At 71.8% G+C, this 23,820-nt stretch carries 23 protein-coding genes; 12 read left to right on the forward strand and 11 right to left on the reverse strand.

The window, feature by feature from the left end; translation table 11 throughout:
* Positions 1–126 precede the first annotated feature (126 nt).
* Genes AB0F98_RS24895 through AB0F98_RS24905 form a run of 3 tightly spaced genes read left to right on the forward strand, consistent with a single transcriptional unit; the run spans position 127 to position 2,431 of the window.
* Positions 127–606 carry a MarR family winged helix-turn-helix transcriptional regulator gene (locus AB0F98_RS24895; RefSeq protein WP_357739589.1) on the forward strand — a complete coding sequence of 160 codons (480 nt, stop codon included), beginning with the start codon at positions 127–129 and terminating at the stop codon, positions 604–606.
* Positions 607–647: 41 nt separating this feature from the next.
* The gene (locus AB0F98_RS24900; protein ID WP_357739591.1) at positions 648–1,481 is read left to right on the forward strand and encodes an MEDS domain-containing protein; all 834 of its coding nucleotides are present in this window, start codon (positions 648–650) and stop codon (positions 1,479–1,481) included.
* Positions 1,478–2,431 carry a sensor histidine kinase gene (locus tag AB0F98_RS24905; RefSeq protein ID WP_357739594.1) on the forward strand — a complete coding sequence of 318 codons (954 nt, stop codon included), beginning with the start codon at positions 1,478–1,480 and terminating at the stop codon, positions 2,429–2,431. Before AB0F98_RS24900 ends, AB0F98_RS24905 begins: the two co-directional genes overlap by 4 nt.
* Before the next feature lie 26 nt (positions 2,432–2,457).
* Here AB0F98_RS24905 and AB0F98_RS24910 read toward each other — a convergent pair whose 3' ends face one another.
* The 3 genes from AB0F98_RS24910 to AB0F98_RS24920 all read right to left on the reverse strand — a co-directional run bounded on the left by AB0F98_RS24910 (position 2,458) and on the right by AB0F98_RS24920 (position 5,665).
* Positions 2,458–2,676 carry a hypothetical protein gene (locus tag AB0F98_RS24910; RefSeq protein ID WP_076470692.1) on the reverse strand — a complete coding sequence of 73 codons (219 nt, stop codon included), beginning with the start codon at positions 2,674–2,676 and terminating at the stop codon, positions 2,458–2,460.
* Positions 2,677–2,764: 88 nt separating this feature from the next.
* Positions 2,765–3,223 (reverse strand): hypothetical protein, encoded by a 459-nt coding sequence (locus AB0F98_RS24915; protein WP_357739597.1) that lies wholly within the window; start codon positions 3,221–3,223, stop codon positions 2,765–2,767.
* 3 nt (positions 3,224–3,226) lie between these two features.
* The gene (locus AB0F98_RS24920) at positions 3,227–5,665 is read right to left on the reverse strand and encodes a nitrate reductase (RefSeq protein WP_357739600.1); all 2,439 of its coding nucleotides are present in this window, start codon (positions 5,663–5,665) and stop codon (positions 3,227–3,229) included.
* Positions 5,666–5,804: 139 nt separating this feature from the next.
* On the opposite strand from AB0F98_RS24920, the gene AB0F98_RS24925 reads away from it, so the two are divergent.
* The gene (locus tag AB0F98_RS24925) at positions 5,805–6,329 is read left to right on the forward strand and encodes a YetF domain-containing protein (protein WP_357739603.1); all 525 of its coding nucleotides are present in this window, start codon (positions 5,805–5,807) and stop codon (positions 6,327–6,329) included.
* A 94-nt stretch (positions 6,330–6,423) separates the two neighbouring features.
* A complete protein-coding gene (locus AB0F98_RS24930; RefSeq protein ID WP_357739606.1) occupies positions 6,424–6,582 on the forward strand; it encodes a hypothetical protein in 159 nt (52 codons plus the stop codon).
* 53 nt (positions 6,583–6,635) lie between these two features.
* Here AB0F98_RS24930 and AB0F98_RS24935 read toward each other — a convergent pair whose 3' ends face one another.
* Positions 6,636–7,034, reverse strand: a complete 399-nt coding sequence (locus tag AB0F98_RS24935) for a four-helix bundle copper-binding protein (RefSeq protein ID WP_357739609.1) — start codon at positions 7,032–7,034, stop codon at positions 6,636–6,638.
* Positions 7,035–7,230: 196 nt separating this feature from the next.
* On the opposite strand from AB0F98_RS24935, the gene AB0F98_RS24940 reads away from it, so the two are divergent.
* The 3 genes from AB0F98_RS24940 to AB0F98_RS24950 are packed head-to-tail and all read left to right on the forward strand — an operon-like array spanning position 7,231 to position 8,452.
* Positions 7,231–7,587 carry a hypothetical protein gene (locus tag AB0F98_RS24940; RefSeq protein WP_357739612.1) on the forward strand — a complete coding sequence of 119 codons (357 nt, stop codon included), beginning with the start codon at positions 7,231–7,233 and terminating at the stop codon, positions 7,585–7,587.
* A complete protein-coding gene (locus AB0F98_RS24945; RefSeq protein ID WP_357739615.1) occupies positions 7,584–8,087 on the forward strand; it encodes a universal stress protein in 504 nt (167 codons plus the stop codon). The genes AB0F98_RS24940 and AB0F98_RS24945 overlap by 4 nt, the downstream gene beginning before the upstream one ends.
* 38 nt (positions 8,088–8,125) lie before the next feature.
* Complete coding sequence (locus AB0F98_RS24950) at positions 8,126–8,452, forward strand: SAV_915 family protein (RefSeq protein WP_357739618.1); 327 nt, start codon at positions 8,126–8,128, stop codon at positions 8,450–8,452.
* An 88-nt stretch (positions 8,453–8,540) separates the two neighbouring features.
* On the opposite strand, the gene AB0F98_RS24955 is transcribed toward AB0F98_RS24950, so the two are convergent.
* The 6 genes from AB0F98_RS24955 to kdpF form a co-directional block, all read right to left on the reverse strand.
* Positions 8,541–9,221: a response regulator gene (locus AB0F98_RS24955; protein WP_357739621.1), complete on the reverse strand. Its 681-nt coding sequence runs from the start codon at positions 9,219–9,221 to the stop codon at positions 8,541–8,543.
* Positions 9,218–11,770 carry a DUF4118 domain-containing protein gene (locus AB0F98_RS24960; RefSeq protein WP_357739625.1) on the reverse strand — a complete coding sequence of 851 codons (2,553 nt, stop codon included), beginning with the start codon at positions 11,768–11,770 and terminating at the stop codon, positions 9,218–9,220. The genes AB0F98_RS24955 and AB0F98_RS24960 overlap by 4 nt, the downstream gene beginning before the upstream one ends.
* Positions 11,771–11,857: 87 nt before the next feature.
* Entirely contained in the window at positions 11,858–12,739 is an 882-nt protein-coding gene (locus AB0F98_RS24965) for a potassium-transporting ATPase subunit C (protein WP_357739628.1), read from the reverse strand.
* Positions 12,739–14,931 carry a potassium-transporting ATPase subunit KdpB gene (kdpB, locus tag AB0F98_RS24970; RefSeq protein ID WP_357739631.1) on the reverse strand — a complete coding sequence of 731 codons (2,193 nt, stop codon included), beginning with the start codon at positions 14,929–14,931 and terminating at the stop codon, positions 12,739–12,741. Before kdpB ends, AB0F98_RS24965 begins: the two co-directional genes overlap by 1 nt.
* Before the next feature lie 20 nt (positions 14,932–14,951).
* Positions 14,952–16,607: a potassium-transporting ATPase subunit KdpA gene (kdpA, locus tag AB0F98_RS24975; RefSeq protein ID WP_357739633.1), complete on the reverse strand. Its 1,656-nt coding sequence runs from the start codon at positions 16,605–16,607 to the stop codon at positions 14,952–14,954.
* Positions 16,607–16,696 (reverse strand): K(+)-transporting ATPase subunit F, encoded by a 90-nt coding sequence (gene kdpF / locus AB0F98_RS24980; RefSeq protein WP_091592907.1) that lies wholly within the window; start codon positions 16,694–16,696, stop codon positions 16,607–16,609. Before kdpF ends, kdpA begins: the two co-directional genes overlap by 1 nt.
* A gap of 380 nt (positions 16,697–17,076) precedes the next feature.
* Here kdpF and AB0F98_RS24985 point away from each other — a divergent pair, with 380 nt between their 5' ends.
* Complete coding sequence (locus tag AB0F98_RS24985; RefSeq protein WP_357739637.1) at positions 17,077–18,231, forward strand: acyl-CoA dehydrogenase family protein; 1,155 nt, start codon at positions 17,077–17,079, stop codon at positions 18,229–18,231.
* 169 nt (positions 18,232–18,400) lie between these two features.
* Positions 18,401–19,489: a CaiB/BaiF CoA-transferase family protein gene (locus tag AB0F98_RS24990; protein ID WP_357739791.1), complete on the forward strand. Its 1,089-nt coding sequence runs from the start codon at positions 18,401–18,403 to the stop codon at positions 19,487–19,489.
* A 213-nt stretch (positions 19,490–19,702) separates the two neighbouring features.
* Here the strand turns inward: AB0F98_RS24990 and AB0F98_RS24995 are convergent, their stop codons facing one another.
* Positions 19,703–21,106, reverse strand: a complete 1,404-nt coding sequence (locus AB0F98_RS24995; RefSeq protein WP_357739640.1) for a cation:dicarboxylase symporter family transporter — start codon at positions 21,104–21,106, stop codon at positions 19,703–19,705.
* A 287-nt stretch (positions 21,107–21,393) separates the two neighbouring features.
* On the opposite strand from AB0F98_RS24995, the gene AB0F98_RS25000 reads away from it, so the two are divergent.
* Both AB0F98_RS25000 and AB0F98_RS25005 read left to right on the forward strand, forming a co-directional pair.
* Entirely contained in the window at positions 21,394–22,983 is a 1,590-nt protein-coding gene (locus tag AB0F98_RS25000; RefSeq protein ID WP_357739643.1) for a sensor histidine kinase, read from the forward strand.
* Positions 22,984–23,005: 22 nt separating this feature from the next.
* Complete coding sequence (locus AB0F98_RS25005; protein ID WP_357739645.1) at positions 23,006–23,689, forward strand: response regulator; 684 nt, start codon at positions 23,006–23,008, stop codon at positions 23,687–23,689.
* The last annotated feature ends 131 nt before the right edge of the window (positions 23,690–23,820 follow it).

Consider the following 23,820-nt stretch of genomic DNA (forward strand, 5'->3'; position numbering starts at 1 on the left):
CCCAAAGGTTGATGCGTCAACCAGAATACGGCGCGGGCCGCCGACCCGCGTGTGATCCCGGTCATCTCCGGGCGGCCCGACCGCACGCTCGGGCCGGGCCACCCGAACGCGAATTACGCTGGTCGGATGGGCGGATCCGGTAGCCGGCTCGACGGGCGCGAGTACCAGGTCTGGCGTGCCTTCCACCGGATGCACGACCAGCTCTCGCTCGCTCTGAACCAGCATCTTCAGCGGGACGCGGGCATCTCCGAGCCCGACTTCCAGGTGCTCGCCGCGCTCGCCGAGGCACCGCGGCAGGCGCTGCGATCCCGCGAACTCCGCGAGGAGCTCCAGTGGGAGAAGAGCCGACTCGCCCACCAGATCCGCCGGATGGAGCAGCGCGGCCTGGTCGTCCGGGACGAATGCCTGGAGGACGGCCGGGCCGCCACGGTCCGGATCACCGACGCCGGCCTGACCAGCGTCCGCGCCGCCGCGCAGGCGCATGCGGCCATGGTGCGTGAACTGTTCTTCGACGCGCTCAGCCCGGCTCAGCTCGACGCCTTCGACGAGGCCGGCGCGGCGGTGATCGAGCGACTGCGCCAGCGCTGCCCCGCCGAGGCGCCGTGACCGGGCAGATGGGCCTAAACTGCCGGCATGAGGCGCCGAACGTGAGCAGCGAGATGGCGCCTCCGACGCCGTACGGGCACGTCTGCTGGGTCTACGACGACCCGGCCGCACTCGACCGAGCGGCCCGCAGGTTCCTCACCGCCGGGCTCGCCGTCGGCGAACGGCTCTGGTATGTCGCCGCCGGCCGCGCCGAGCCGGTCGTCGCGAAACTCTCCGCCACACCGGCGCTGCGCGACGCGCTGGACCGCGGATCGCTCGAAGTGGTGTCGCTGGGCGACACCTACCGCACCGGCGCCGTCGTGGACGGCCCGGCCCAGGTGCGGGCGTACGCGGCGGCCACCGAGGACGCCCTCGCCGCCGGTCACCGCGGGCTGCGGGTGGTCGCCGAGGCCACGCCGCTGGTCCGCACCCCGGCGCAGCTCGACGCGTTCACCCGCTACGAGCACCTGATCGACCGGTACATGCGCGCCCGGCCCTTCCACGCGATGTGCGTGTACGACCGGCGGGAGATCGACGGCCGTGCCGCGGCCGAGCTGGCCTGCCTGCACCCGGAGACGAACGTCGCCGAGACCCCGTTCCAGCTGTACGCCCACGACGCGACCGGCCACCGGGTCGAGCTGGCCGGTGAGCTCGACGAGAGCGCCGAAGATCTCTTCGGCACCGCCCTGGAGCGGGCCGACCTGCGACCGGTCGGCGGCCGACTGGTGCTGGAGGCGTCCCGCCTGCGCTTCGTCGACCACCGGGCGCTACTGCGGCTGCGCGAGTACGCCCGCCAGCGGGACGCCGCCGTGGTGCTGCGCTCCCCGCGGGCCGCCGCGGCACGCCTCACCGCCCTGCTCGACCTGCCCGGCCTCACGGTGGAGGTGGCCCGATGAGAACGGGCGCCGCCGCCGACCGCCACGGCTACTTCCACGAGGCGGTCCGCTACGACTCCGACGAGGAACTGCTCGCCGTCGCGGTGCCGTTCCTGCTCGGCGGGGTCACGGCGGGCGAACCCACGTTCGTCGCCTTCGGCGAGCGCACCGGAGGGCTGATCCGGGCCGCCCTGCCCGCCGGGTCGGGCGTCGAATTCCTCACCGGCGGCAGCGTCTACGCCCGGCCCACCGCCGCGATCCGCTCCTACCGGCAGCTGCTGGCAGACCAGGTGGCCGCCGGTGCGGGCCAGATCCGGATCATCGGCGAGCTGCCGCAGATCGCGTTCGGGGCGACCTGGGACTGGTGGGCCCGGTACGAGTCGGCGATCAACCACGCGTACGACGACTTCCCACTCTGGAGCATGTGCGCGTACGACAACCGGCGCACACCGCCACACGTGCTCGACGAGGTGGCTCGTACCCACCCCCGGTTCGCGACCCCGGGCGACGGGCACGTGCCCAGCCCCACGTACACCGAGCCGACGGTCTACCTGCGCGAGGAGTGCGCCGCGCCGGCCGACCCGCTCCAGGACACCCCGCCGCTGATCGAGCTGACCGACCCCACGGCGGCGCAGGCCCGCGCCGCCGTGCAGGCGGTCGACCGTCGCGTACTGCCGCCGGACGACGTGGACGACCTGATCGTCGCGGTGAGTGAAACCGTCACCAACGCGCTGCGACACGGACGTCCGCCGGTCCGGCTACGCCTCTGGGCCGGCCCGGACCGGATCGTGGCAGCCGTCAGCGACGGCGGGGACGGCCCGAAGGACCCGTTCGCCGGGCTGCTCCCGGCCGGCGACGGTGCGACCGGCGGCCTCGGGCTGTGGATCACCTACCAGTCCTGCAACCACGTGAGCCTGCACCGCGGCCCGGCCGGCTTCACGCTCCGACTCACCGCAGGCAACCCGCACTGACGCAGCGTGACCAGGTCGGCACCCGATCAGTGGGGCAGCTCTCGCCAGGCCGGATGGTTGCCGCGCCACGCATCGGCCAGGATGGTGGCCGCAGCCCGACTGGGGCATTCCTGCACCCGGGAACGGCCGGATTCACCACCGATCTGGGCCTGGACCTCCCAGCGCTGCCCATCGGTGCGGATGTACACGTCCCGGCGCCCGCGCACGGTCCGGTCACCGTTCCACCAGTGCTGCTCGACAATCACACCGCTGACGCTATAGCAACACGCCCGCCGGTGTTAAGCCGCGGCCGGGGGGCTCGTCGTCGCCCGGCGTGACGGAGGGGCGGCGGGATCAGTCGGCCACCACGAGCGCCTGTGGAGCTGCCTGCTTCATCCGGCTACGGAGCCACTTGAGCTGCATGGCGGTCCCGCCCTCGCAGCGCTGGACGACCGCGAGCAGGTCCCGGTCGCGGGCGCCGTACGCGGCCTGCCCCACCACCGTCCAGCAGATGTCGCACTCGGCGGCCATCAGGTAGAGGTCCTGCAGGTCGCGTAGCAACCCGATCCCGCCGGTACGGGCACCCCCGAACAGGTTCGAGTGCAGCCGGTCCGGCTCGGTGGGCGCCTCCTCGGCGTACCGGGCGGCGAACGGCTGCAGCAACTCGGCGTACTCGTCGCAGCGCTCCGCCTGCTGCCGGCAGAGGTGGTAGACGTCCGGCTCGTCCCGGTGGGCGGCACCAACCTGCCGGAGCGCGTCCGCGAGGTTGGCCTGGGCCCGGTGCAGCAGGCCGAGATAGTGCGCGAGGTGCATGGCTCACTCCCCTCCGGTGCGGCTGGTCGCCTCGGCCGCCGGCCCACCCACCGTGGCCGGTACGCGGGCCACGGCCGGCGCGCTGCCGCCCACGGTCGGTGCCGGCGCCGGGGCGCCGCCGCCGTCGGCGAGCCGGGTCACGGCCACCGCGGCGACCTTGAAGAGCGGCTGTTTGGAGACCGGATCCCAGGCGGTGATCGTCAGCTCGTTGGCGGCTCGCGGCGTACGGTCGGCCGGGTCCTGGTCGAACCAGCCGTAGTGGAACGGCAGGAAGACCACACCGGGACGGATGCCGCTGAGCCGCGCCCGGGCCTGCACGGCGCCACGGGGCGAGGCGATACCGACCAGGTCGCCTTCGGCGATGCCGAGCCGTCCGGCGTCGGCCGGGTTGAGCTCCACCCAGACATCGGGTGCGGCGGAGTTCAACTGCGGCGCGCGACCGGTCTTCGTACGGGTGTGGAACTGGTAGACGGTGCGGCCGGTGGTGAGCAGCATCGGGTACTCCTCGTCGGGCACCTCCGGCGACGGGCGGTACTCGACCGCGTGCAGGAACGCCCGCCCGCCCGGCTGCTTCGCCCGGTATTCGTCGGCGAGGAACTCCGCGCCGGTGTCCAGGTCCTGGCCGTAGGTCTCGCACACCTCGGGGTCGGTGGGGAAGACCGCGTCGGCGTAGAGCCGTTCCGTGCCGTCCGGGTTGGCGTCGTTGCACGGCCACTGGATGCCGCTGCCGCCGCGCAGCCGGTCGTAGCTGAGACCGGTGTAGTCGCACGGCCGGCCCCGCGAGCACTCCTTCCACGCCTCGAACGCCTCCTCCGGCGTCGTCCACTTGATGAGCGGCCGGCCGTCCCGGTCACGAAAGTCCATCCGCCGCGCGTAGTCCAGGAAGATGTCCAGGTCCGCGCGAGCCTCGCCGGGCGGGTCGACCGCCTTATCGCTGAGGTGCACCGTCCGGTCCACGTTGGTGAAGGTGCCGGTCTTCTCACCCCAGGTGGCGGCGGGCAGCACGACGTCGGCGAGCTCCGCCGTCTCGGTCAGGAAGAGGTCCTGCACCACCACGAACAACCCGGACTGGCGCAGGATGCGCCGGATTCGGGACAGGTCGGGCAGGGAGACGGCCGGGTTGGTGGCGCTGATCCAGAGCAGCTTGATCGAGCCCTGTTCGGCGTACCGGAAGATCTGCATGGCGTGCGTCGGCGGCGCCCAGTGCGGGATGATCTCGGGCTCGACGTTCCACAACCGGGCCAGCTCGGCGATGTGCTCGGGGTTGTCCCAGTTGCGCAGGCCGGGCAGGTCACCGTCCGCGCCGGTCTCCCGGGTGTTCTGCGCGGTCGGCTGGCCGTTCATCTGGTAGATGCCGGCACCCGGTCGGCCGATCATTCCCCGGATCAGATGCAGGTTGTTGACCTGGCAGGAGGCCGCGGTGGCCTGGTTGGACTGGTAGAAGCCCTGGAGCACGGTGGAGAGAAGGCGCTGCGAGCCGCCGAGGAGTTCGGCGGCGCGGCGCACGTCGGCGGCGGGTATGTCGCAGATGTCCGCCACCCGCTCCGGCGGGTAGCCGTCGACCGTGCGGCACAGCTCGTCGAAGCCCAGGGTGTGCGCGGCCACGTACGCCTCGTCGTACCAGCCGTGCTGGATGATTTCCCGCAGCAGGCCGTTCAGCAGCGCGATGTTGGTGCCGTTGCGGATCGGGAGATGCAGGTCCGCCTCGCGGGTCACGGCGGTGGAACGCGGGTCGACGGCGAGCAGCGCCGGTGGGTTGGGGCCCCGGCGGCGGTCCAGCATCCGCATCCAGAGCACCGTCTGGGTCTCCGCGACGTTGTGGCCCCAGATCGCGATCGCGTCGCAGTGGTCCACGTCCGCGTACGAACCGGGCTGCCCGTCCGCGCCGAACGTCGCCTTCAGCGCCGCCGCCGAGGTCGCCGTGCAGAGCCGGGTGTTGCCGTCCATGTGCGGCGTGCCGAGACCCGCCTTCCCGATGACACCCAGCGTGTAGTACTCCTCGAGGAAGAGCTGCCCGGACGTGTAGAAGCCGAAGTGGCCCCATCCGCCGGGCCCTTCGAGCAGCTCCTTCGACCGGGCGACGATCCGTCCCATGGCGGTGTCCCAGTCGGTCTCCACCAGGCGGCCGCCCTCGCGGACGAGCGGACGGGTCAGCCGGTCGGGACTGTTGTTGGCCTGCCAGCCGTAGAGATCCTTCGGATCGACCCGCCCCCGGTTGACCCGGTCCACCGCCCGGCCGCGCACGCCCACGATCCGGCCGTCGCGCACCGCGATGTCGAGCGCGTCGCCGTTCGAGTGGAGTATCGACGCCGACTGGACCCATCGGTCCACATCCTCCGCGCGCAGGTCACCGTCGAGGAAGGTGTCCACCCGTACCGGCCATTCCTGTCCCGACCCGTACGGGGTCCGGGGACCCCACGGGTCGGCGATCCGGTCGACCACGATCCGCTCCCTTCGCCGCCGCTGCTCCGATCCTCACACCTGCCCAGTTCGAAACGGTCGAAACGACAATCCGGTGCCGATTCCGTCGACGCCGGACCATGCCGAGGAATGGCACCGTGGCGGCCGGGTAGGCGTACCCGTGACCGACTGGGGCCGGCTGTTCGTTCCGAGCACGCCACTGCTGGAGACGGTCATCCGTGGCAGCGTGATGTACCTGGTGCTGTTCGGGCTGCTCCGCGTCATCCTCAAGCGGGAGAGCGGCACCACCGGCGTCACCGACCTGCTGGTCATCGTGCTGCTCGCCGACGCCGCCCAGAACGGCATGTCGGGCAACTACACGTCCATCACCGACGGCGTGCTGCTGGTCGCGGTGATCATCGGCTGGTCGTACCTGCTGGACGCAATCGCCTACAGCTGGCCGGCGGCGGCCCGGGTGATCCGGCCCAGCTCACTGATCCTGGTACGCAACGGGCAGATCCTGCACCGGAACATGCGCCGGGAACTGATCAGCGACGAGGAGCTTCACCAACTGCTGCGCGAGCAGGGCGTCGACGACATCTCGAAGGTGCGGGAGGCGCGGATCGAGTCCGACGGGCAGATCAGCGTCACCACCGACCACAAGATCGACCAGCGGAACCGGCGGCGCAGACGACAGGCGCCCTGATCGCGGGCCGGTTTGTGCTCGCCGGCGCCGGGAAATCGTGCGGTTGCCCGGCGCGAGGCCGAGCCTCGCGCTCGTCGCACGGATGGAGGCTGAGATGACCGGCCGAGAGCAACTGCATGAAATGCGTCAGCAGGCTCACAAGATGGGCATCGAGGGCAACTCCAAGATGACGGAGAGTCAGCTGAAGGACGCCATGAAGATGGCCGACAAGGGCATGAAACCGCAGGAAGCGAAGCAGAAGGCCAAGCGCTGACACGTCATCCCGCCGGCCGCCCGGGTGCCACCTGGGCGGCCGGCGGTCGTACCTCAGCTGATCGTCGCCAGCAGGTCCCGGCAGGCGCGCTCGCACTCCCGGCAGATCTCGGCGCAGATCCGGCAGTGCTCGTGCATGGCGGAGTGCCGGGCACACTCGTCACCGCAGGCTCGGCAGACCGTCACGCACGCCTCCAGGAGGCTCCGCGTCACATTCGCGTCGTAGCCGGTGTGTCGGGACAGCACTCGCGCGGTGGTGGTGCAGACGTCCGCGCAGTCCAGGTCGGTCCGCGCACACTTGGTCAGTTCGGCCACCGAGTCGTCGCTCAGACAGGCGTCCGCACAGGCCGTGCAGGCCTGGGCGCACGAGTTGATCGTGTCGATAACCGCGGCGAGCTTCGCGCGGTCCAGGTTGATCGACTTCGGGTACGCCTCGAGCATCTGCCTCGTCACGCTGACCATGGTCGGACTCCTCCGGGTCGCCGGACCTGCCTCCGACCGGCCGTACCCGCGCCCGCGGCGTCCATACCTGGGACCGGACGACCTCGTCTCACACAGGCGTGAACGGCGCGTCAAGAAACACCCGTACCTCGTCAAATCGCCGCATGGAGACGGGTGCGGCCGGCGGACGGCGCGTCACGATGACGACATGCACTCACGATGGTCGAGGCGGCAGGATCGCGAACCGGTTTCGGTCGACGTGCTGCCGGCCGACGAGCCCGAACGGCGGCACGAGGCGCTGATCGGCGTACGGCTGACCGCCACCACCCCCGGCAGCCATCTGCTGGAGTACCTGCGGAGCGAGCCGTGCGCGGTGGCCGCCTGGTGGATGGCGGCGGACCTCGACGCCGTCGTACGACTCTCCGCCGACAGCCTCACCGTGCTGCACCGCGCCGTGGCCGACCTGCGTCGGCGAGGTGGCGCCGAAGTCGTCGTCTCGCTCAGCATCCTGCGCCCCCTCGACCTCTCCGCCGCCACCCCGACGAGCCTGGCGGCATCGGCATGAACCGACCCGCGAACACCCGGCGCGTCGTCGTCGGGGTCGACCGCTCCTTCTGCGGCCTGCAGGCCCTGCGCACCGCCGTACGCCTGGCCCAACGCGAGAACGCGTGTCTGCACGCGGTACGTGCGTGGGCCTTCGTGCCGGTCTGGCGGCCGGGCACCATGCCCTGGCTGTGGCAGGAGGATCTGGTTCGCGCGGCACACGCGTACGTGCGGGAGGCGTTCGACGCGGCGCTGGGTGGCCTGCCCCGGGACGTCCCGGTACGGATCGTCGCCGAGCAGGGGTACGCCGGCCAGGTGCTGGTCGACCACGCCTGCCGGGAGAGCGACCTTCTCGTCGTGGGCAGCCCCCCGCGCGGTCGCTTCGGCATCGGCGGCGGGCATGTGACCCGCTACTGCGTCAGCCGCGCGCGCGTGCCCGTGGTGGCGGTACCCGCCCCGGACTGGGCGCGCGCCGAGGAGATCCGCCGCTTCGGCCGCGACCTCGAACGATTCACCCCGTGACCGGCCACCGGCCGGTCGTACAGGCGAGAGGCGCCACCATGGATGAGCTTCCGGATACCTACGTCGTCCCGGTACGCACCACACCGGTACGACAGGCGCTCACCGTACGGACCGGCCGGCTACCCCAGGGGGAGCGGGTCGGTCTCGCGTTCACCGAGCCGGAACGGCTCGCCCGCGCGATGGGCGCGGACCAGCCGTGGATCCGGCTCTGCGAGTCGGCCCTGCGGTCCATGCTGAGGCCGCTCGGCATCGACCGCATCCAGGTCGACCCGCTCCTGGTGGCGCCACCGGTACGCCCGGAGACTAACGGTGCACCCGTTCCGCAGCAGCGCACCGCCGCACTGGCCGCATCGCGACAGAAGTGACGCGACCGACTCGGGTCCCCGGATGTTCGGGGTTTCCGGGCGGGACGGACACCCCGAGGACCCGGCGTGACCAGGAGGGCCCGCTGGGTCAGGGGCGGTAGCGGTAGCCCATGCCGGGCTCGGTGATCAGGTGCCGGGGCCGGGCCGGGTCGTCCTCCAGTTTGCGGCGCAGCTGCGCCAGGTACTGCCGCAGATAGTTGCTCTCGTTCTCATACCCCGGCCCCCACACCTCGTGCAGTAGCTGCCGCTGGCTGACCAGCTTGCCGGGGTGCCGCAGCAGCTTCTCCAGCACGGACCACTGGATCGGGGTCAGTTTGATCTCCATGCCGTCGTCGCGGGTGACCGTACGGTCGGCGAGGTCGACGGTGTTGCGCCCCACCCGCAGGGTGGCGCCCGTCTCGGTGGCGGGGCTGAGCCGCCGGGTCACCGCCCGGATGCGGGCGAGCAGCTCCTCGACCCCGAACGGCTTGGTGATGTAGTCGTCGGCGCCCGCGTCCAGCGCCTCCACCTTGTCCTCGCTGCCGGCCCGGCCGGAGAGCACGATGATCGGCACACTCGTCCAGCCGCGCAGGCCACGGATCACCTCGACGCCGTCCAGGTCCGGCAGGCCGAGGTCGAGGACGACCAGGTCGGGTGGGTGGCCGGCGGCGGCCTTGAGCGCGGCGGCGCCGGTGTCGGCGACCTCGACGTCGTACTGGCGGGCGCGCAGGTTGATCCGCAGGGCGCGGAGGATCTGTGGCTCGTCGTCCACGACCAGGATCCGGGTCATTCCTGTGGTCCCTCCGCCATGCCCTGGCTGGCGGCGGGCAGCCGCAGCACCATGGTCAGTCCACCACCCGGGGTGGTCTCCGGGGTGAGACTGCCACCCATCGCCTCCGCCAGCCCCCGGGAGAGCGCCAGCCCGAGCCCCACCCCGGTCTGGTTGTCCCGGTCACCGAGGCGTTGGAACGGTAGGAACACGTGCTCCCACTGGTCCTCGGGAATGCCGGGGCCGGTGTCGATGACCCGGAGTTCGACCTGGCCCGCGTGGGCGCTCGCGGTGACCTGCGGCGGCTGGCCGGGCGGGCTGTACCGCAGGGCGTTGGCGATCACGTTGACGAGCACCCGTTCCAGCAGACCGGGATCGGCGGTGACGGCCGGCAGGTCCGCCGGAATGTCGGTGTCGACGCCCGCGGCCGGTGGCCCCAACTCGTCGAGGGCGCGCGGCACCACGTCCTCCAGACCGATCTCGGCCGGTAGGACGCCGAGCGCGCCGGCCTGCAGCCGGCTCATGTCGAGCAGGTTGGCGACGAGCCGGGCCAGCCGGTCCAGCGACTCCTCGGCGGTGGCCAGCAGCTCCGCCCGGTCGTCCTCGTCGAAGTCGACGTCGGGACTGCGCAGGCTGGTCACCGCCGCCTTGGCCGAGGCGAGCGGCGTACGCAGGTCGTGGCTGACCGCGGCGAGCAGCGCGGTTCGCATCCGGTCGGCCTCGGCGAGCGGCCGCGCGGTGGCGGCCTCCTCAGCCAACCGCTCCTGCCGGAGCGCGACGGCCGCCTGGGCGGCGAAGGCCTCGACCAGGCGGCGGTCGGCGGCCTCCAGCCGGGCGCCGCAGAGCACCACGCTGATCCGTTCGTCGACCGGCACCACGGTCTCGCCCCGATCGGGTGTGGTGGCGGGGTGTTCACCGACGCTCGCCACCACGCACCAGGCCCGCTCCTCCCGCGCCCGGGCCGGCCGGCCGGTCGCCTCCTCGGCGAGTTCCAGCACGCTGACCGCGCGCAGCCCGAAGGTCTCGCGTAGCTGGTCGAGCAGCGCCATCAGCGGCCGTCCGCCGCGCAACACCCCGCCGGCCACCGCGGCGAGGGTCTGCGCGTCGGCTGCGGCCCGAGCTGCCTCCCGGGTACGTCGGGCGGCCACGTCCACGATCCAGCTGACCGCGACCGCCACTCCGACGAACACGGCCAGCGCGAGCAGGTTGTCCGGCTCGTTGATGGTCAACGTGTGGAAGGGCGGCGTGAAGAACCAGTTGAGAATCAGAGAGCCGCCGAGCGCGGCGACCAGCGCCGGCCAGAGCCCACCGACCAGTGCCACCGCGACCACCCCGGCGAGGAATAGCAGGATGTCGCTGGCCAGGGTGAGGTCGGGCAGGACGGTGAGCAAGAGCGTCAGCAGCGGCACGCCGAGCGCGGCGAGAGCGAACCCGAGCAGCCGGCGGCGCCGGGACAGCGCCGCCGGCACCCCGGCGGCGCGGCGTCCACGACCCGCCTCGGTGTGGGTGACCAGGTGCACGTCGATGGCGCCGGAGTGGGCGATGGTGGTCACGCCGACGCCCCGGGCGAACAGTTGGGCGAAGCGACCACGGCGGCTGGCACCGAGCACCAGCTGCGTGGCGTTGACGCCCCGGGCGAAGTCGAGCAGGGCCGCCGACACGTCGGCGCCGAGCACCTGGTGGTAGGTGCCCCCGAGGCTCTCCACCAGCACCCGCTGCCGGGCCAGCTGCGCCGGATCCGCGCCGACCAGCCCGTCGCTGCGGGCCACGTGCACGGCGAGCAGGTCGGAGCCCTTGCTGCGGGCGGCGACCCGCGCGGCGCGGCGGATCAGCGTTTCGCCCTCGGGCCCACCGGTCAGCGCGACCACCACGCGCTCACGCGCCTCCCACGTCTCGGCGATGCCCTGCTGGTCGCGGTACCGGCCGAGCTGCTCGTCGACCTTGTCGGCCAGCCAGAGCAGCGCCAGCTCGCGCAGCGCGGTGAGGTTGCCGACCCGGAAGTAGTTGCCCAGCGCCGCGTCGATCTTGTCGGGACGGTAGATGTTGCCGTGCGCCATCCGCCGGCGCAGCGCCTCCGGGGTCATGTCGATCAGCTCGACCTGCTCGGCGCCGCGGACGATCTCGTCCGGCACCGTCTCCCGCTGCACCGTGCCGGTGATCTGCGCGACCACGTCGTTCACCGACTCGAGGTGCTGGACGTTGACCGTGGTGAGCACGTCGATGCCCGCGTCGAGCAACTCCTGGACGTCCTGCCAGCGTTTGCCGTTGCGGGAACCGGGCACGTTCGTGTGCGCCAACTCGTCGACCACGGCGACCTCGGGCCGGCGGGCCAGCACCGCGTCGACGTCCATCTCGGTGAACTCGGCGCCGCGGTAGTCGACGGTACGGCGGGGCACCTGCTCCAGGCCCCCGATCATGCCCGCGGTGTGCTTCCGGCCGTGCGTCTCGACGAGCCCGATCACCACGTCGGTGCCGCGCTCGGCCCGCCGGTGCGCCTCCTCCAGCATCGCGTACGTCTTGCCGACGCCGGGGGCGGCACCAAGGTAGATGCGCAGCTCTCCTCGTGACACGGAACCATCCTCTCCCGCACCCTCGGAAGCGCGGTCACGGCGCGGGGCGAGACCACGTTCGTGGCCTCGCCCCGCGTACTGGGCAGATCAGCGGACGGGGAACTCCTGGTCGAGAGCCAGGTTGAGTTCCAGCACGTTGACCACGGGCTCCCCCATGAAGCCGAGCGCCCGACCGGTGGTGTGCGCCTCGACCAGGCGGCGGACCGCCGCCGGGTCCGCGCCGCGCTCGCGCGCGACCCGGTTCACCTGCAGCTCGGCGTACGCCGGGCTGATGTTCGGGTCGAGGCCGCTGCCGCTGGCGGTGACCGCGTCGGCCGGCACCGCCGGGTCGGCGGGTGCGTCGCCCCGGATCGGGGTGACGATGCCGCCCTCGGCGACGTAGTCCTGGCCCGGCTGGGCCAGTTCGACCGGCACCCCCTGGTAGCTGGCGAGGAACGGGGTGGCCGGGGCTGCCTGGTTGACACTCACCACCCGGGTCACCTGGCCGGTGAGCCCGTCGGCGCGGAACACCGCCAGCACCGCACCTACCCCGTCCGGAGTGCAGAACGGACGGCTGCCGTCCACCCCGTTGAGCTCGCCGACCGCCTTGCTGCGTGCACAGACCTGGGTGAGCAGGCTCTGCGAGGACTCCTCGGGGTCGGTGGCGATGGTGTCCACCACGCTCTCCGGGCCGAGGTTGCTGGCCGAGGTCGCGGTGGGGTCGTAGCCGTCGCCGGCCGCCGACGGCCGGCTCTGGAAGTAGCGGGCGACCGGGTTGCCGTCCGGGTCGGTGAAGGACTGGCCGATGAGGCTGCTGCCGACCGTGCGTCCCTCGGCGGTGATCAGGGAACCGTCCGCCTTGCCGTCGAGGCCGGGGATCCGGCCTACGGCGACCATCGCGAGCGGGTAGATCAGGCCGAGCAGGACGGTGAAGACGAGCACGGCCCGCAGAGCGGCTAGGTGCTGGGCGATCCAGCTTGGGAGGCGCATCACGAGATCCCTGGGATGAACTGGATGAGCAGGTCGATGAGCTTGATGCCGAGGAACGGCACGATGAGTCCGCCCAGCCCGTAGAGCGCAAGGTTGCGGCTGAGCAGCTTCGACGCGCTCGCCGGCCGGTACCGCACGCCGCGCAGGGCGAGCGGGATCAGCACGACGATGATGATCGCGTTGAAGACGACGGCGGAGAGGATCGCCGACTCCGGGCTGGCCAGCCGCATGATGTTCAGCGCGTCCAGGCTCGGGTAGAGGCCGGCGAACATGGCCGGGATGATGGCGAAGTACTTCGCCACGTCATTGGCGATGGAGAACGTGGTCAACGCGCCCCGGGTGATGAGCAACTGCTTGCCGATCTCGACGATCTCGATGAGTTTCGTCGGGTCGGAGTCGAGGTCGACCATGTTGCCGGCCTCCTTGGCGGCCGACGTGCCGGTGTTCATGGCCACGCCGACGTCCGCCTGGGCGAGCGCGGGCGCGTCGTTGGTGCCGTCACCCGTCATCGCGACCAGGCGACCGCCCTCCTGCTCCTTCTTGATGAGGGCGAGCTTGTCCTCCGGGGTGGCCTCGGCGAGGAAGTCGTCCACCCCCGCCTCGTCCGCGATCGCCTTCGCGGTCCGCGGGTTGTCGCCGGTGATCATGACGGTCCGGATGCCCATCCGGCGCATCTCGTCGAACCGCTCGCGCATGCCGGACTTGACCACATCCTTGAGGTGGATGACGCCGAGCGCGCGGGCCGGGTGACCATCGACGTGTTCGGCGACGACCAGCGGGGTCCCACCGGTGCCGCTGATCGCGTCGACCAGCTCGCCGACCTCGCCGGTCGGGTGGCCGCCGTTGTCCCGTACCCACTTCATGACCGCCGCCGCGGCGCCCTTTCGGATCCGGCGGACGCCGCCGTCGACGCTCTCCGCGCCGAGGTCGACACCGCTCATCCGGGTCTGCGCGGTGAACGGCACGAAGGTGGCGTGCGGCATGACGCCCGGCTCCCGCTCGCGCAGCCCGAACTCGTTCTTCGCGAGCACCACCACCGAGCGCCCCTCGGGGGTCTCGTCGGCCAGGCTGGAGAGCTGCGCGGCGTCGGCGACCTCGGCCGCCTCGACCCCCTCGACCGACAGGAACTCGGCGGCCTGCCGGTTGCCGAGGGTGATCGTGCCGGTCTTGTCGAGCAGCAGGGTGTTCACGTCACCCGCCGCCTCGACCGCGCGACCGCTCACCGCGAGCACGTTGCGCTGGACCAGGCGGTCCATGCCGGCGATGCCGATCGCCGAGAGCAGCGCGCCGATGGTGGTCGGGATCAGGCAGACGAGCAGGGAGACGAGCACCACCCCGGTGATGCCGGTACCGGTGACCGCGCCGGTGTCCGGCGCGGCCGCCTGGAACGCCTTCGAGAAGATCGCCAGCGGCTGGAGGGTGACCACCGCGAGCAGGAAGATGATCGTGAGCGCGGCGAGCAGGATGTTCAGCGCGATCTCGTTCGGCGTCTTCTGCCGGTTGGCACCCTCGACGAGAGCGATCATCCGGTCGATGAAGCTCTCCCCCGGCTTCTGGGTGATCCTGACGACGATCCGGTCGGAGAGCACCTTCGTGCCGCCGGTGACCGCGCTCCGGTCGCCGCCGGACTCCCGGATCACGGGCGCGGACTCTCCGGTGATGGCCGACTCGTCGATGCTGGCGATGCCCTCGACCACGTCACCGTCGCCGGGGATGATGCCGCCCGCCTCCACCAGGACGATGTCGCCCTGCTTCAGTTCGGGAGCGGGCACCGCCTCGTCCCGGTACCGGTTCGCGGGAGCGCCGGGCGTCCAGCCGATCAGACGGGTGGCGATGGTGTCCCGCTTCGCCTGGCGCAGCGTGGCCGCCTGCGCCTTGCCCCGGCCCTCCGCCACGGCCTCGGCGAGGTTGGCGAAGACCACGGTCAGCCAGAGCCAGACCGTGATGGCCCAGGCGAACACGGACGGGTCGACGATCGCGAGCACCGTCGTGAACGCGGCGCCGATCTCGACGATCAGCATCACCGGGTTGCGCCACAGCGTGCGCGGGTCGAGCTTGCGCAGCGCGTCCGGCAGGGACCGGAGCAACTGCTTCGGGTCGAGCAGGCCCCCACCGACCCGGTTGCCCTGGGTGGCGGGCGTACCCGCGGTCGGCTCCTCGCCGGCCCCGGATGTCACCGACGTGACGGACATGTTCTCGTTCCTCATGGGGATCAGAGCCCCTCGGCCAACGGGCCGAGCGCGAGGGCGGGCAGGAAGGTCAGTGCAACGAGGACCACCGTGACGCCGACGACCATCCCGACGAAGAGCGGCCGGTGGGTCGGCAGGGTGCCCTCGGACGCGGGGACGGGCTGCTGGCGCGCCAGCGACCCGGCCAGGGCGAGCACGAAGATGATCGGCAGGAACCGGCCGAGCAACATGCAGAGGCCGAGCGCGGTGTCCCACCAGGTGGTGTTCACGGTGATGCCGCCGAACGCGGACCCGTTGTTGTTGCTCGCCGAGGTGAAGGCGTACAGCACCTCGGAGAGCCCGTGCGGGCCGACGTTCAGCGCGGTCGCGTTGTTGCCGGTGGCGAAGGCCGCGGCCGTGCCGATCAGCACCAGCGCCGGCATGATCAGGAAGTACATCGAGGCGAACTTGATCTCCCGGGCACCGATCTTCTTGCCCAGGTACTCCGGTGTCCGGCCGACCATCAGCCCGGCCACGAAGACCGTGATCACGGCGAGGATCAGCAGGCCGTAGAGGCCGGATCCGACGCCACCGGGGGCGACCTCGCCGAGCATCATGTTGAGCAGCGGCATCATGCCGCCGAGCGGCGTGAACGAGTCGTGGAACGAGTCGACCGCGCCGGTCGAGGTCAGCGTCGTCGCCGCCGCGAAGGTCGCCGAGTTCGACACGTCGAACCGCAGTTCCTTGCCCTCCAGCGCCGCGCCGACCGCCTGCGGCACGGTGCCGTGCCCGGCCAACTCGAAGACGTTGGTCAGGGTGACGCTCGCGAGCGCCAGGATCGCCATCACGGCCGCGATGGCGTACCCCTGGCGGTTCTGGCCGACCATCCGGCCGAAGACCCGGGGCAGGCTGAACGGGATCAGCAGGATCAGGAAGATCTCGATCCAGTTGGTCCAGGAGGTCGGGTTCTCGAACGGGTGGGCGCTGTTGGCGTTGTAGAAGCCGCCACCGTTCGTGCCCAACTCCTTGATCACCTCTTGGCTGGCCACCGGCCCGCCGGTGATCGTCTGGGTGCCGCCGGTCAACGTGGTGACGTCGGTGCCGCCGGACAGGTTCTGCACCACCCCGCCGAGCATCAACGCGAACGCGCCGAGCACCGCGATCGGCAGCAGGATGCGCAGGGTGATCCGGGTCAGGTCGACCCAGAAGTTGCCCAGATGCTCCGTCCGGTGCCGAGCGAAGCCACGGACCAGGGCGATCGCGACCGCGATGCCGACCGATGCGGAGACGAAGTTCTGCACCGCGAGGCCGGCCATCTGCACGAGGTGGCCCATGGTCGACTCACCCGAGTACGACTGCCAGTTCGTGTTTGTCACGAACGACACCGCGGTGTTCCAGGCGCCGTGCGGCACCACCGCGGGGAAGCCCAGCGACAGCCAGAGCTTGTCCTGCACCCGCTGGAGCAGGTAGAGGAACAGGAGCGACGCGACCGAGAAGGCCAGCACGCTACGGGCGTAGACGCCCCAGCTCTGCTCGGCGGCCGGGTTGACCCCGACCAGTCGGTAGATCCCGCGCTCGACGCGGGACTGCCGAGTACCGGAGACCACCCGGTACATGTAGTCGCCGAACGGCTTGTAGACGGCGACCAGCGCCACCACCAGCGACAGGACGAAGATGACGCCGGCTGTTGTCATGGTCATCAGAAGCGCTCCGGGAACAGCAGGGCGACCACCAGGAAGATTCCCAGGCCGATCGCGAGCACCAGGCCGACGGCATTGACGGCGCTCACAGCTTCTCCACCGCCCGGACCACCAGGGCGAGCGCCGCGAAGAGCGCCACCGTCAGGACCACGAACACCACGTCAGACACGCTGACTCCTCGTACGGATAAGGTTCGTCGCGACCGCCTCCCGGTCGCGCCGGGCAATCAAAGCCCCAGGGTCAGCCAGGCGACAGGGCCTATAACGGGACCATGACGGCGGCCTCCAGCTTTTTGACGCCCTTTTCACACGCCCCCTTTCCGGGGTGAACCGGCCCACACGGCCGGCCGTCCCGGCCGTCGGCCGCGGACCGGGCAGGCGTCGGCGCTGTCGGGTGCAGGCACCGCCGAAGCCCGAGGGGCCGATCGAAGCTTGTTGACACGTTGCCGACCGGGCACGAGGGTGGGGCCATGCCGACGCCCCACCCCTCACCGTGGCGCAAACCGGAGCACGACGACCTCGCCGACCTGGCCCGCGCCTTCTTCACCCGGGAGGTGCTGCCGCACACCGACCGGCTGCTCGCGCAGGGGCACCCGGACCGGGCGCACTACCGCCGCGCGGGCGAGCTGGGCCTGCTCGGCCTCTCCGTTCCCGAGCGGTACGGCGGCGGGGGCGGCGACTTCACCCACGAGGCGGTGCTGCTCCAGGAGCAGACGTACGCCGGTGAGGCCAGCCTCGGCCTCGCCGTGCACAGCGGAATCGTCACCGGATACCTGGTGGCGTACGGCAGCGAGGAGCAGAAGCGGCGCTGGCTGCCCGGCCTGTGCAGCGGCGAACTGGTCGGGGCCATCGCGATGACCGAGCCCGACGGCGGCTCGGACCTGCAGGCGCTGCGCACCCGGGCGGTACGCGACGGCGACGACTACCTGGTCACCGGGGCGAAGACGTTCATCAGCAACGGTGGACTCGCCGACCTGGTCATCGTGGCCGCCAAGACCGATCCCGAGCAGCGAGCAGCCGGTATCTCGCTGCTGGTCTGCGAGGTCGGCGGCGATCCGGAGGGATTCCGCCGCGGCCGGCTGCTTTCCAAGATCGGGTTGACGGCGAACGACACCGCCGAACTGTTCTTCGACGGGCTGCGCGTGCCGGCGGCCAACCTGCTGGGCGACGCCGAGGGGCTCGGCTTCGTCCAGCTCATGCGGCAGCTGCCGCAGGAACGGCTGGTGATCGGGGTGGGCGCGGTCGCCGCCATGGAGCGGGCCGTCGAGCTGACCGTGGCGTACGCCAAGGAGCGGACCGCGTTCGGCAAGCCGCTGCTCGGGCACCAGAACACGCGGATGGTGCTCGCCGAGTGCGCGACCCGGACGCGGGCGAGCCGGGTGTTCCTCGACGACTGCATCAGCCGGCACGCGCGGGGCGAACTGGACGTGCCGACCGCCGCCATGGCGAAGTACTGGCTCACCGACGGGCAGTGCGAGGTCGTCGACCGGTGCCTGCAACTCTTCGGCGGCTACGGCTACACCACCGAGTATCCGATCGCCCGCATGTACGCCGACGCCCGCGCTCAGAAGATCTACGGCGGCACCAACGAGATCATGAAAGAGCTGATCGCCCGTGCCCTCTGATCGTCCGACCGGGGAAGGCGGCGGCCCGGCACCGCACCGGGCTTCGGCGCCGGGTGGGAACGACACGTCGGCGTCGGCTGCCGGACCGGATCCGAGCCGCCGGCCCGGTGGGCACGGCGGGAGTGCCCACCGGGGCGGGACCGGCACGAGCGGCGGGCCGCTGGCCGGGGTGCGGGTGGTCGAACTCGCCAGCCTCGCGCCCGCTCCGTTCGGCTGCATGGTCCTCGCCGACCTGGGCGCGGACGTGGTCCGGGTCGACCGGCCGGGCGGCCCCGCCTCCGGGCGGCTGGCCGCGCCGTCGAACGGGCCGTTGCAGCGTGGCCGGCGGGCCACCGTGCTGGACCTGAAGTCACCCGACGGGGTGGCGGCCCTGCTGCGTCTCCTGGAACGGGCCGACGTGCTGGTCGAGGCGTACCGGCCGGGGGTGGCGGAGCGGCTGGGCTTCGGCCCGGAGACCTGCCTCGCCCGCAACCCCCGGCTGGTGTACGCGCGGATGACCGGCTGGGGACAGGACGGCCCGCTGGCACCCCGGGCGGGTCACGACATCGACTACATCGCGGTGTCCGGCGCGTTGGAGCCATTGGGCCGCGCTGGTGAACGCCCGTACGCGCCCACGAACCTGATCGGCGACTTCGCGGGCGGCGGGATGCTGCTCGCCGTCGGTGTGCTGGCGGCGCTGCTGGAGCGGGAGCGCTCGGGTGCCGGGCAGGTGGTAAACGCCGCGATGGTCGACGGTTCGGCGTTGCTCACGGCGTTCCTGCACGGAATGGTCAACACCGGCCTCTGGTCCGCGCCGCGCGGGCACAACCTGCTCGACGGCGGGGCGCCGTTCTACGACACGTACCGCACCGCCGACGGCGGTTTCATGGCCGTCGGCGCGCTGGAGCCGGCGTTCTACGCCGCCCTCCTCACCGGCCTGGGTCTGGCCGAGGACCCCGACCTGCCGGCCCAGTACGACCCGGCCGGCTGGGACGTGCTTCGCCGCCGGTTCGCCGAGCGGTTCGCCAGCCGTACCCGGGACGAGTGGGCGGACGTCTTCGCCGATCTGGACGCGTGCGTGGCCCCGGTGCTCGCCCCCACCGAGGCGCACCGGCACCCGCACAACGCCGCCCGGGGGACCTTCGTCGAGGTGGACGGGGAGATCCAACCGGCACCGGCGCCCCGCTTCGACCGCACCCCGGTGCCGCCCCCGATCCCCGCCCCCCAGCACGCACTCCCCATCCAGACCGTTCTGGACGCCTGGCCACCCCGCCCCTGACCCCGTCACGGACCGCACCACGGTCCCGCCTGGCGCAGCCTGCCTCACCCCTGACGCTGCGATAGGTCCCGCCCTCGCTCCAAGATCCACACAAATACATGGAAAGAGTGGCCATCCGGGGCCGGATAGCCACTCTTTCCGTGAATGAGTGCCCGCCGCAGGCCGTGCGTGCGTATGCGGCGGGAGCGGCGGGGGGGGGGCGGTGTGCGCTTCTCAGCGGTTGCCCGCTCCGGCCTTGACCTCCTCGGCCCGGTCCGGGGCGGCGGCGGTTTCCGGCTCGGCCAGGTCCGCGTCGTCGTGGTCCTCGTCGAGCATGGTGGCCTCGTCGAACGGCCGCTCGCCGGAGAGCACCGCCTGCGCCTGCTCCCGGTCGAACTCGCCGGTCCAGCGACCGATCAGCACGGTGGCCACCGCGTTGCCCGCGAAGTTGGTGAGCGCCCGCGCCTCGGACATGAACCGGTCGATGCCCACGATCAGGCCGACGCCGTCCACCAGGTCCGGCCGGTGCGACTGGAGCCCGCCCGCGAGGGTGGCGAGGCCGGCACCGGTGATCCCGGCAGCACCCTTGGACGCGATGATCATGAAGACCAGCAGCGAGACCTGCTCGCCCACGGAGAGCGGGTCGCCCATCGCGGAGGCGATGAAGAGCGACGCCATGGTCAGGTAGATGGCCGTGCCGTCCAGGTTGAACGAGTACCCGGTCGGCACCGTGATGCCGACGACCGGCTTGCTGACCCCGAAGTGCTCCATCTTGGCGATGAGCCGCGGGAGCGCCGACTCCGACGACGAGGTCGAGACGATCAGCAGGAACTCCCGGTTGAGGTACCGCAGCAGCGAGAAGATCGAGACCCGGGCCACCAGCCAGAGCATGGCCCCGAGCACCACCAGTACGAAGATCAGGCAGGTGGCGTAGAAGCCGAGCATGATCTGCGCGAGGCTCTTCAACGCGTCCACGCCGGTCGCGCCGACCACGGCGGCCATCGCGCCGAACGCGCCGATCGGGGCCAGCCACATGATCATGGTGAGGACCTTGAACACGAGGCGCTGAGCGATGCCGACGGCCCGCAGCACCGGCTCACCCTTGCGGCCCATGCCCTGTACCGCGAAGCCGACCAGCAGCGCGACCAGGAGCGTCTGGAGCACCTCGCCACCGGTCAGCGCGGAGAGCAGCGAGGTCGGGATGATGCCGAGCAGGAAGTCGACGGTGCCCGCGCTCTCGGTGCCGGCGGCCTTCTGGCCCGCCTCGGCGAGTTCGCTGCTGAGCTGGAGCCCGGAGCCGGGGTGGACGATGTTGCCGACGACGAGGCCGATGGCCAGCGCGACGGTCGACATGACCAGGAAGTAGCCCAGCGCCAGTCCGCCGACCTTGCCGACCTTGGCGGCCTGTCGTACGGAGCCGACACCGAGCACGATCGTGCAGAAGATGACCGGGCTGATCATCATCTTGATCAGCGCGACGAAACCGGTGCCGAGCGGTTTGAGCTCCTGCGCTGCGTCCGGCGCGACGAAGCCGACGAGGATGCCCGCCAGGACGGCGACGATCACCGCGAGGTACAGGAAATGTGTGCGGTCGCGCCGGGATCGCGCGACCGGTGTGCTGGTGGTGGGGGTCTGCATGGCTGAGACTGTGGCCCAGGTCTCAACCGGAATCAGCCTTGCGTTCATTCTGTTCACCGACCCGAGCCGTCGACCCGGCCGAGACCGCTGACCGAGCCGGGAGGACGCCGGCCCGGACCGCCGACCGAGCCGGGAGGGCACCCGGCCCGGACCGCTGACCCGACCGGGACGCACCGCCCCGGCCCGGCCGACCCGGCACCGACCTGAACCGTCGACCCCGACGGGCACGTGCACCGACCGGAACCGCCGGTTGGGCGGGAACCCGGGTCCCGCGACGACGAGGAGACATGACCGGACGAAAGTGGAGCATCGCCGGGCAACTGTTCGCCCTTCAGGTGGTGGTGGTGACGTTGCTGGTGGCGGCCGCGACCGCGGGCGTCGCCCTGGTCGCCCGCGCCGACGCTCGGGAAGCGGCCCGCAAGGAGGTGCTCGCCGTCGCCGAGACGGTCGCCCGCTCCCCCGAGGTCGCCGAGGCGTTGCGCTCCCCCGCCCCGGCGACCATGCTTCAGCCGTACGCCGAGTCGATCCGGCGCGCCACGCGGACCGACTTCGTGGTGGTGATGGCACCGGACCGGACCCGTTACTCGCACACCGATCCCGCCCAGATCGGGCGGCCCTTCATCGGCGAGATCGCCCCGGCGTTGGCCGGGCGGCCGATCACCGTGGTCAACACCGGGACGCTCGGCGAGTCGGTACGTTCGGTGGTGCCGGTACGCGCCGCCGACGGCCGGGTCATCGGACTGGTGTCGGTCGGCATCACCACCGAGGCCATCAACCGGGAACTGCTCGACCGCTCACCGGTGCTGCTCGCCGCCACCGTTGCCGCGCTGGCCCTGGCGGCCGCCGGGTCCTGGCTGCTCAGTCGACGGCTGCGCCGGCAGACCCACGGTCTCGGCCCAGCACAGATGGCCCGGATGTACGAGTACTACGACGCGGTGCTGCACTCGGTCGGTGAGGGCCTGGTGGTGATCGGGCCGGACCGGAGGATCGCTCTGATCAACGACGAGGGCCGCCGGCTGCTGGGCCTGGCCGCGGACGCGGCGCTGGTGGACCGGCCGGTGACCGAGGTCGACCTGCCGGCCGCCCTGACCGAGCTGATCACGACCGGTCAGACCGCCCGCGACGAGCTGATCCTCACCGCCGACCGCGCGCTGGTGGCCAACCTCCGGCCGACCGGCGCCGTAGGGCACACCATGGGCACGGTGCTGACCCTGCGCGACCACACCGAGCTGCGGGCCCTCACCAGCGAGCTGGACTCCGTCCGAGGGCTCACCGAGGCACTCCGGTCGCAGGCGCACGAAGCCGCGAACCGGCTGCACACCGTGCTCACCCTGGTCGAGCTGGGCCGCACCGAGGAGGCCGTACGACTGGCCACCGAGGAGCTCGCGCTGGCCCAGCAGCTCACCGACCAGGTCGTCGGCGCGATCACCGAGCCGGCGTTGGCCGCCCTGCTGCTCGGCAAGTCGGCCCAGGCCGCCGAACGCGGCGTCGAGCTGACCGTCGACCCGGCCTCCCGACTCGATGTCGGCACGCTGCCGGCCGGGGACCTGCTCACCGTGGTGGGGAACCTGGTCGACAACGCGCTGGAGGCGGTCGCCGCGGGGAAACCGCCTCGCCGGGTACGGGTGCGGGTGGCCGAGACGGAGGGCGAGGTGCTGGTCGAGGTGACCGACAGCGGCTCCGGGCTGCCACCCGATCGGGTCGCCGACGCGTTCCGCCGGGGCTGGTCGACCAAGGCCAGCGGCCGCGGCCTGGGGCTCGCCCTGGTCGGCCAGGTGCTGATCCGGCACGGTGGCCGGCACGAGGTGGCGGAGGCCGTGGACGGTGGGACGGTGTTCCGGGCCCATCTCCCCATCCCCGTGGAGCAGCGAACATGAGCGAGCGCAGCGAGGTGCCGGTGTGAGCGACATCCGGGTGCTCGTCGTCGAGGACGAGGAGCTGATCGCGGAGGCGCACCGCGCGTACACCGAACGGGTGCCCGGCTTCCGGGTGGTCGGTGTGGCGCACGACGCTCGGGAGGCGATGCGGGTCCTGCGGCGGACCGGTACGGACGCCGTCGACCTGGTGCTGCTCGATCTGCACCTGCCGGACGTGCCGGGCCTGGACGTCTGCCGGGCGATGCGGGCCGCGGGCAGCGACGCGGACGTGCTCGCGGTGACCTCGGCCCGGGATCTGGCGATGGTCCGCGCCGCGGTGGCCCTCGGGGTGACCCATTATCTGCTGAAACCGTTCACGTTCGCCGCTTTCCGCGACAAGTTGGAGCGCTACGCCGAGTACCGGCGGCAGACCTCGGCGGGCGGGGCGGTGGCCGCCCAGCACGAGGTGGACCGGATGCTGGCGACGCTGCGCGGGACGGCACCGGACACGCTGCCGAAGGGTCTCGTCGCGCAGACCCTCGACGTCGTGCTGGACGTGCTGCGCCGCCGGCCGGGGCTCTCCGCCTCCGAGGTCGCCGAGCAGACCGGCATGTCCCGGGTGACCGCCCGGCGCTACCTGGAGCACCTGGCGGACGTCGGCCGGGTGACCCGTGTTCCCCGCTACGGCACGCCCGGGCGCCCGGAGGTGGAGTACCGACCGACCTGACCACCACCCGGCGAACCCGGTGCTCGGGATGCGCGCGACGATCTCGTCGACGGCCCACATCGCGATGGCCCCGTTCGGCTGTCGGGCCCGCCCGCCGGGCATGATCGGAGCAGCAGCCAGACCGCAGTGAG

Origin of the sequence: Micromonospora sp. NPDC023737 (genome assembly GCF_040639715.1) — a bacterium.
In the GTDB taxonomy this organism is placed as follows: domain Bacteria; phylum Actinomycetota; class Actinomycetes; order Mycobacteriales; family Micromonosporaceae; genus Micromonospora.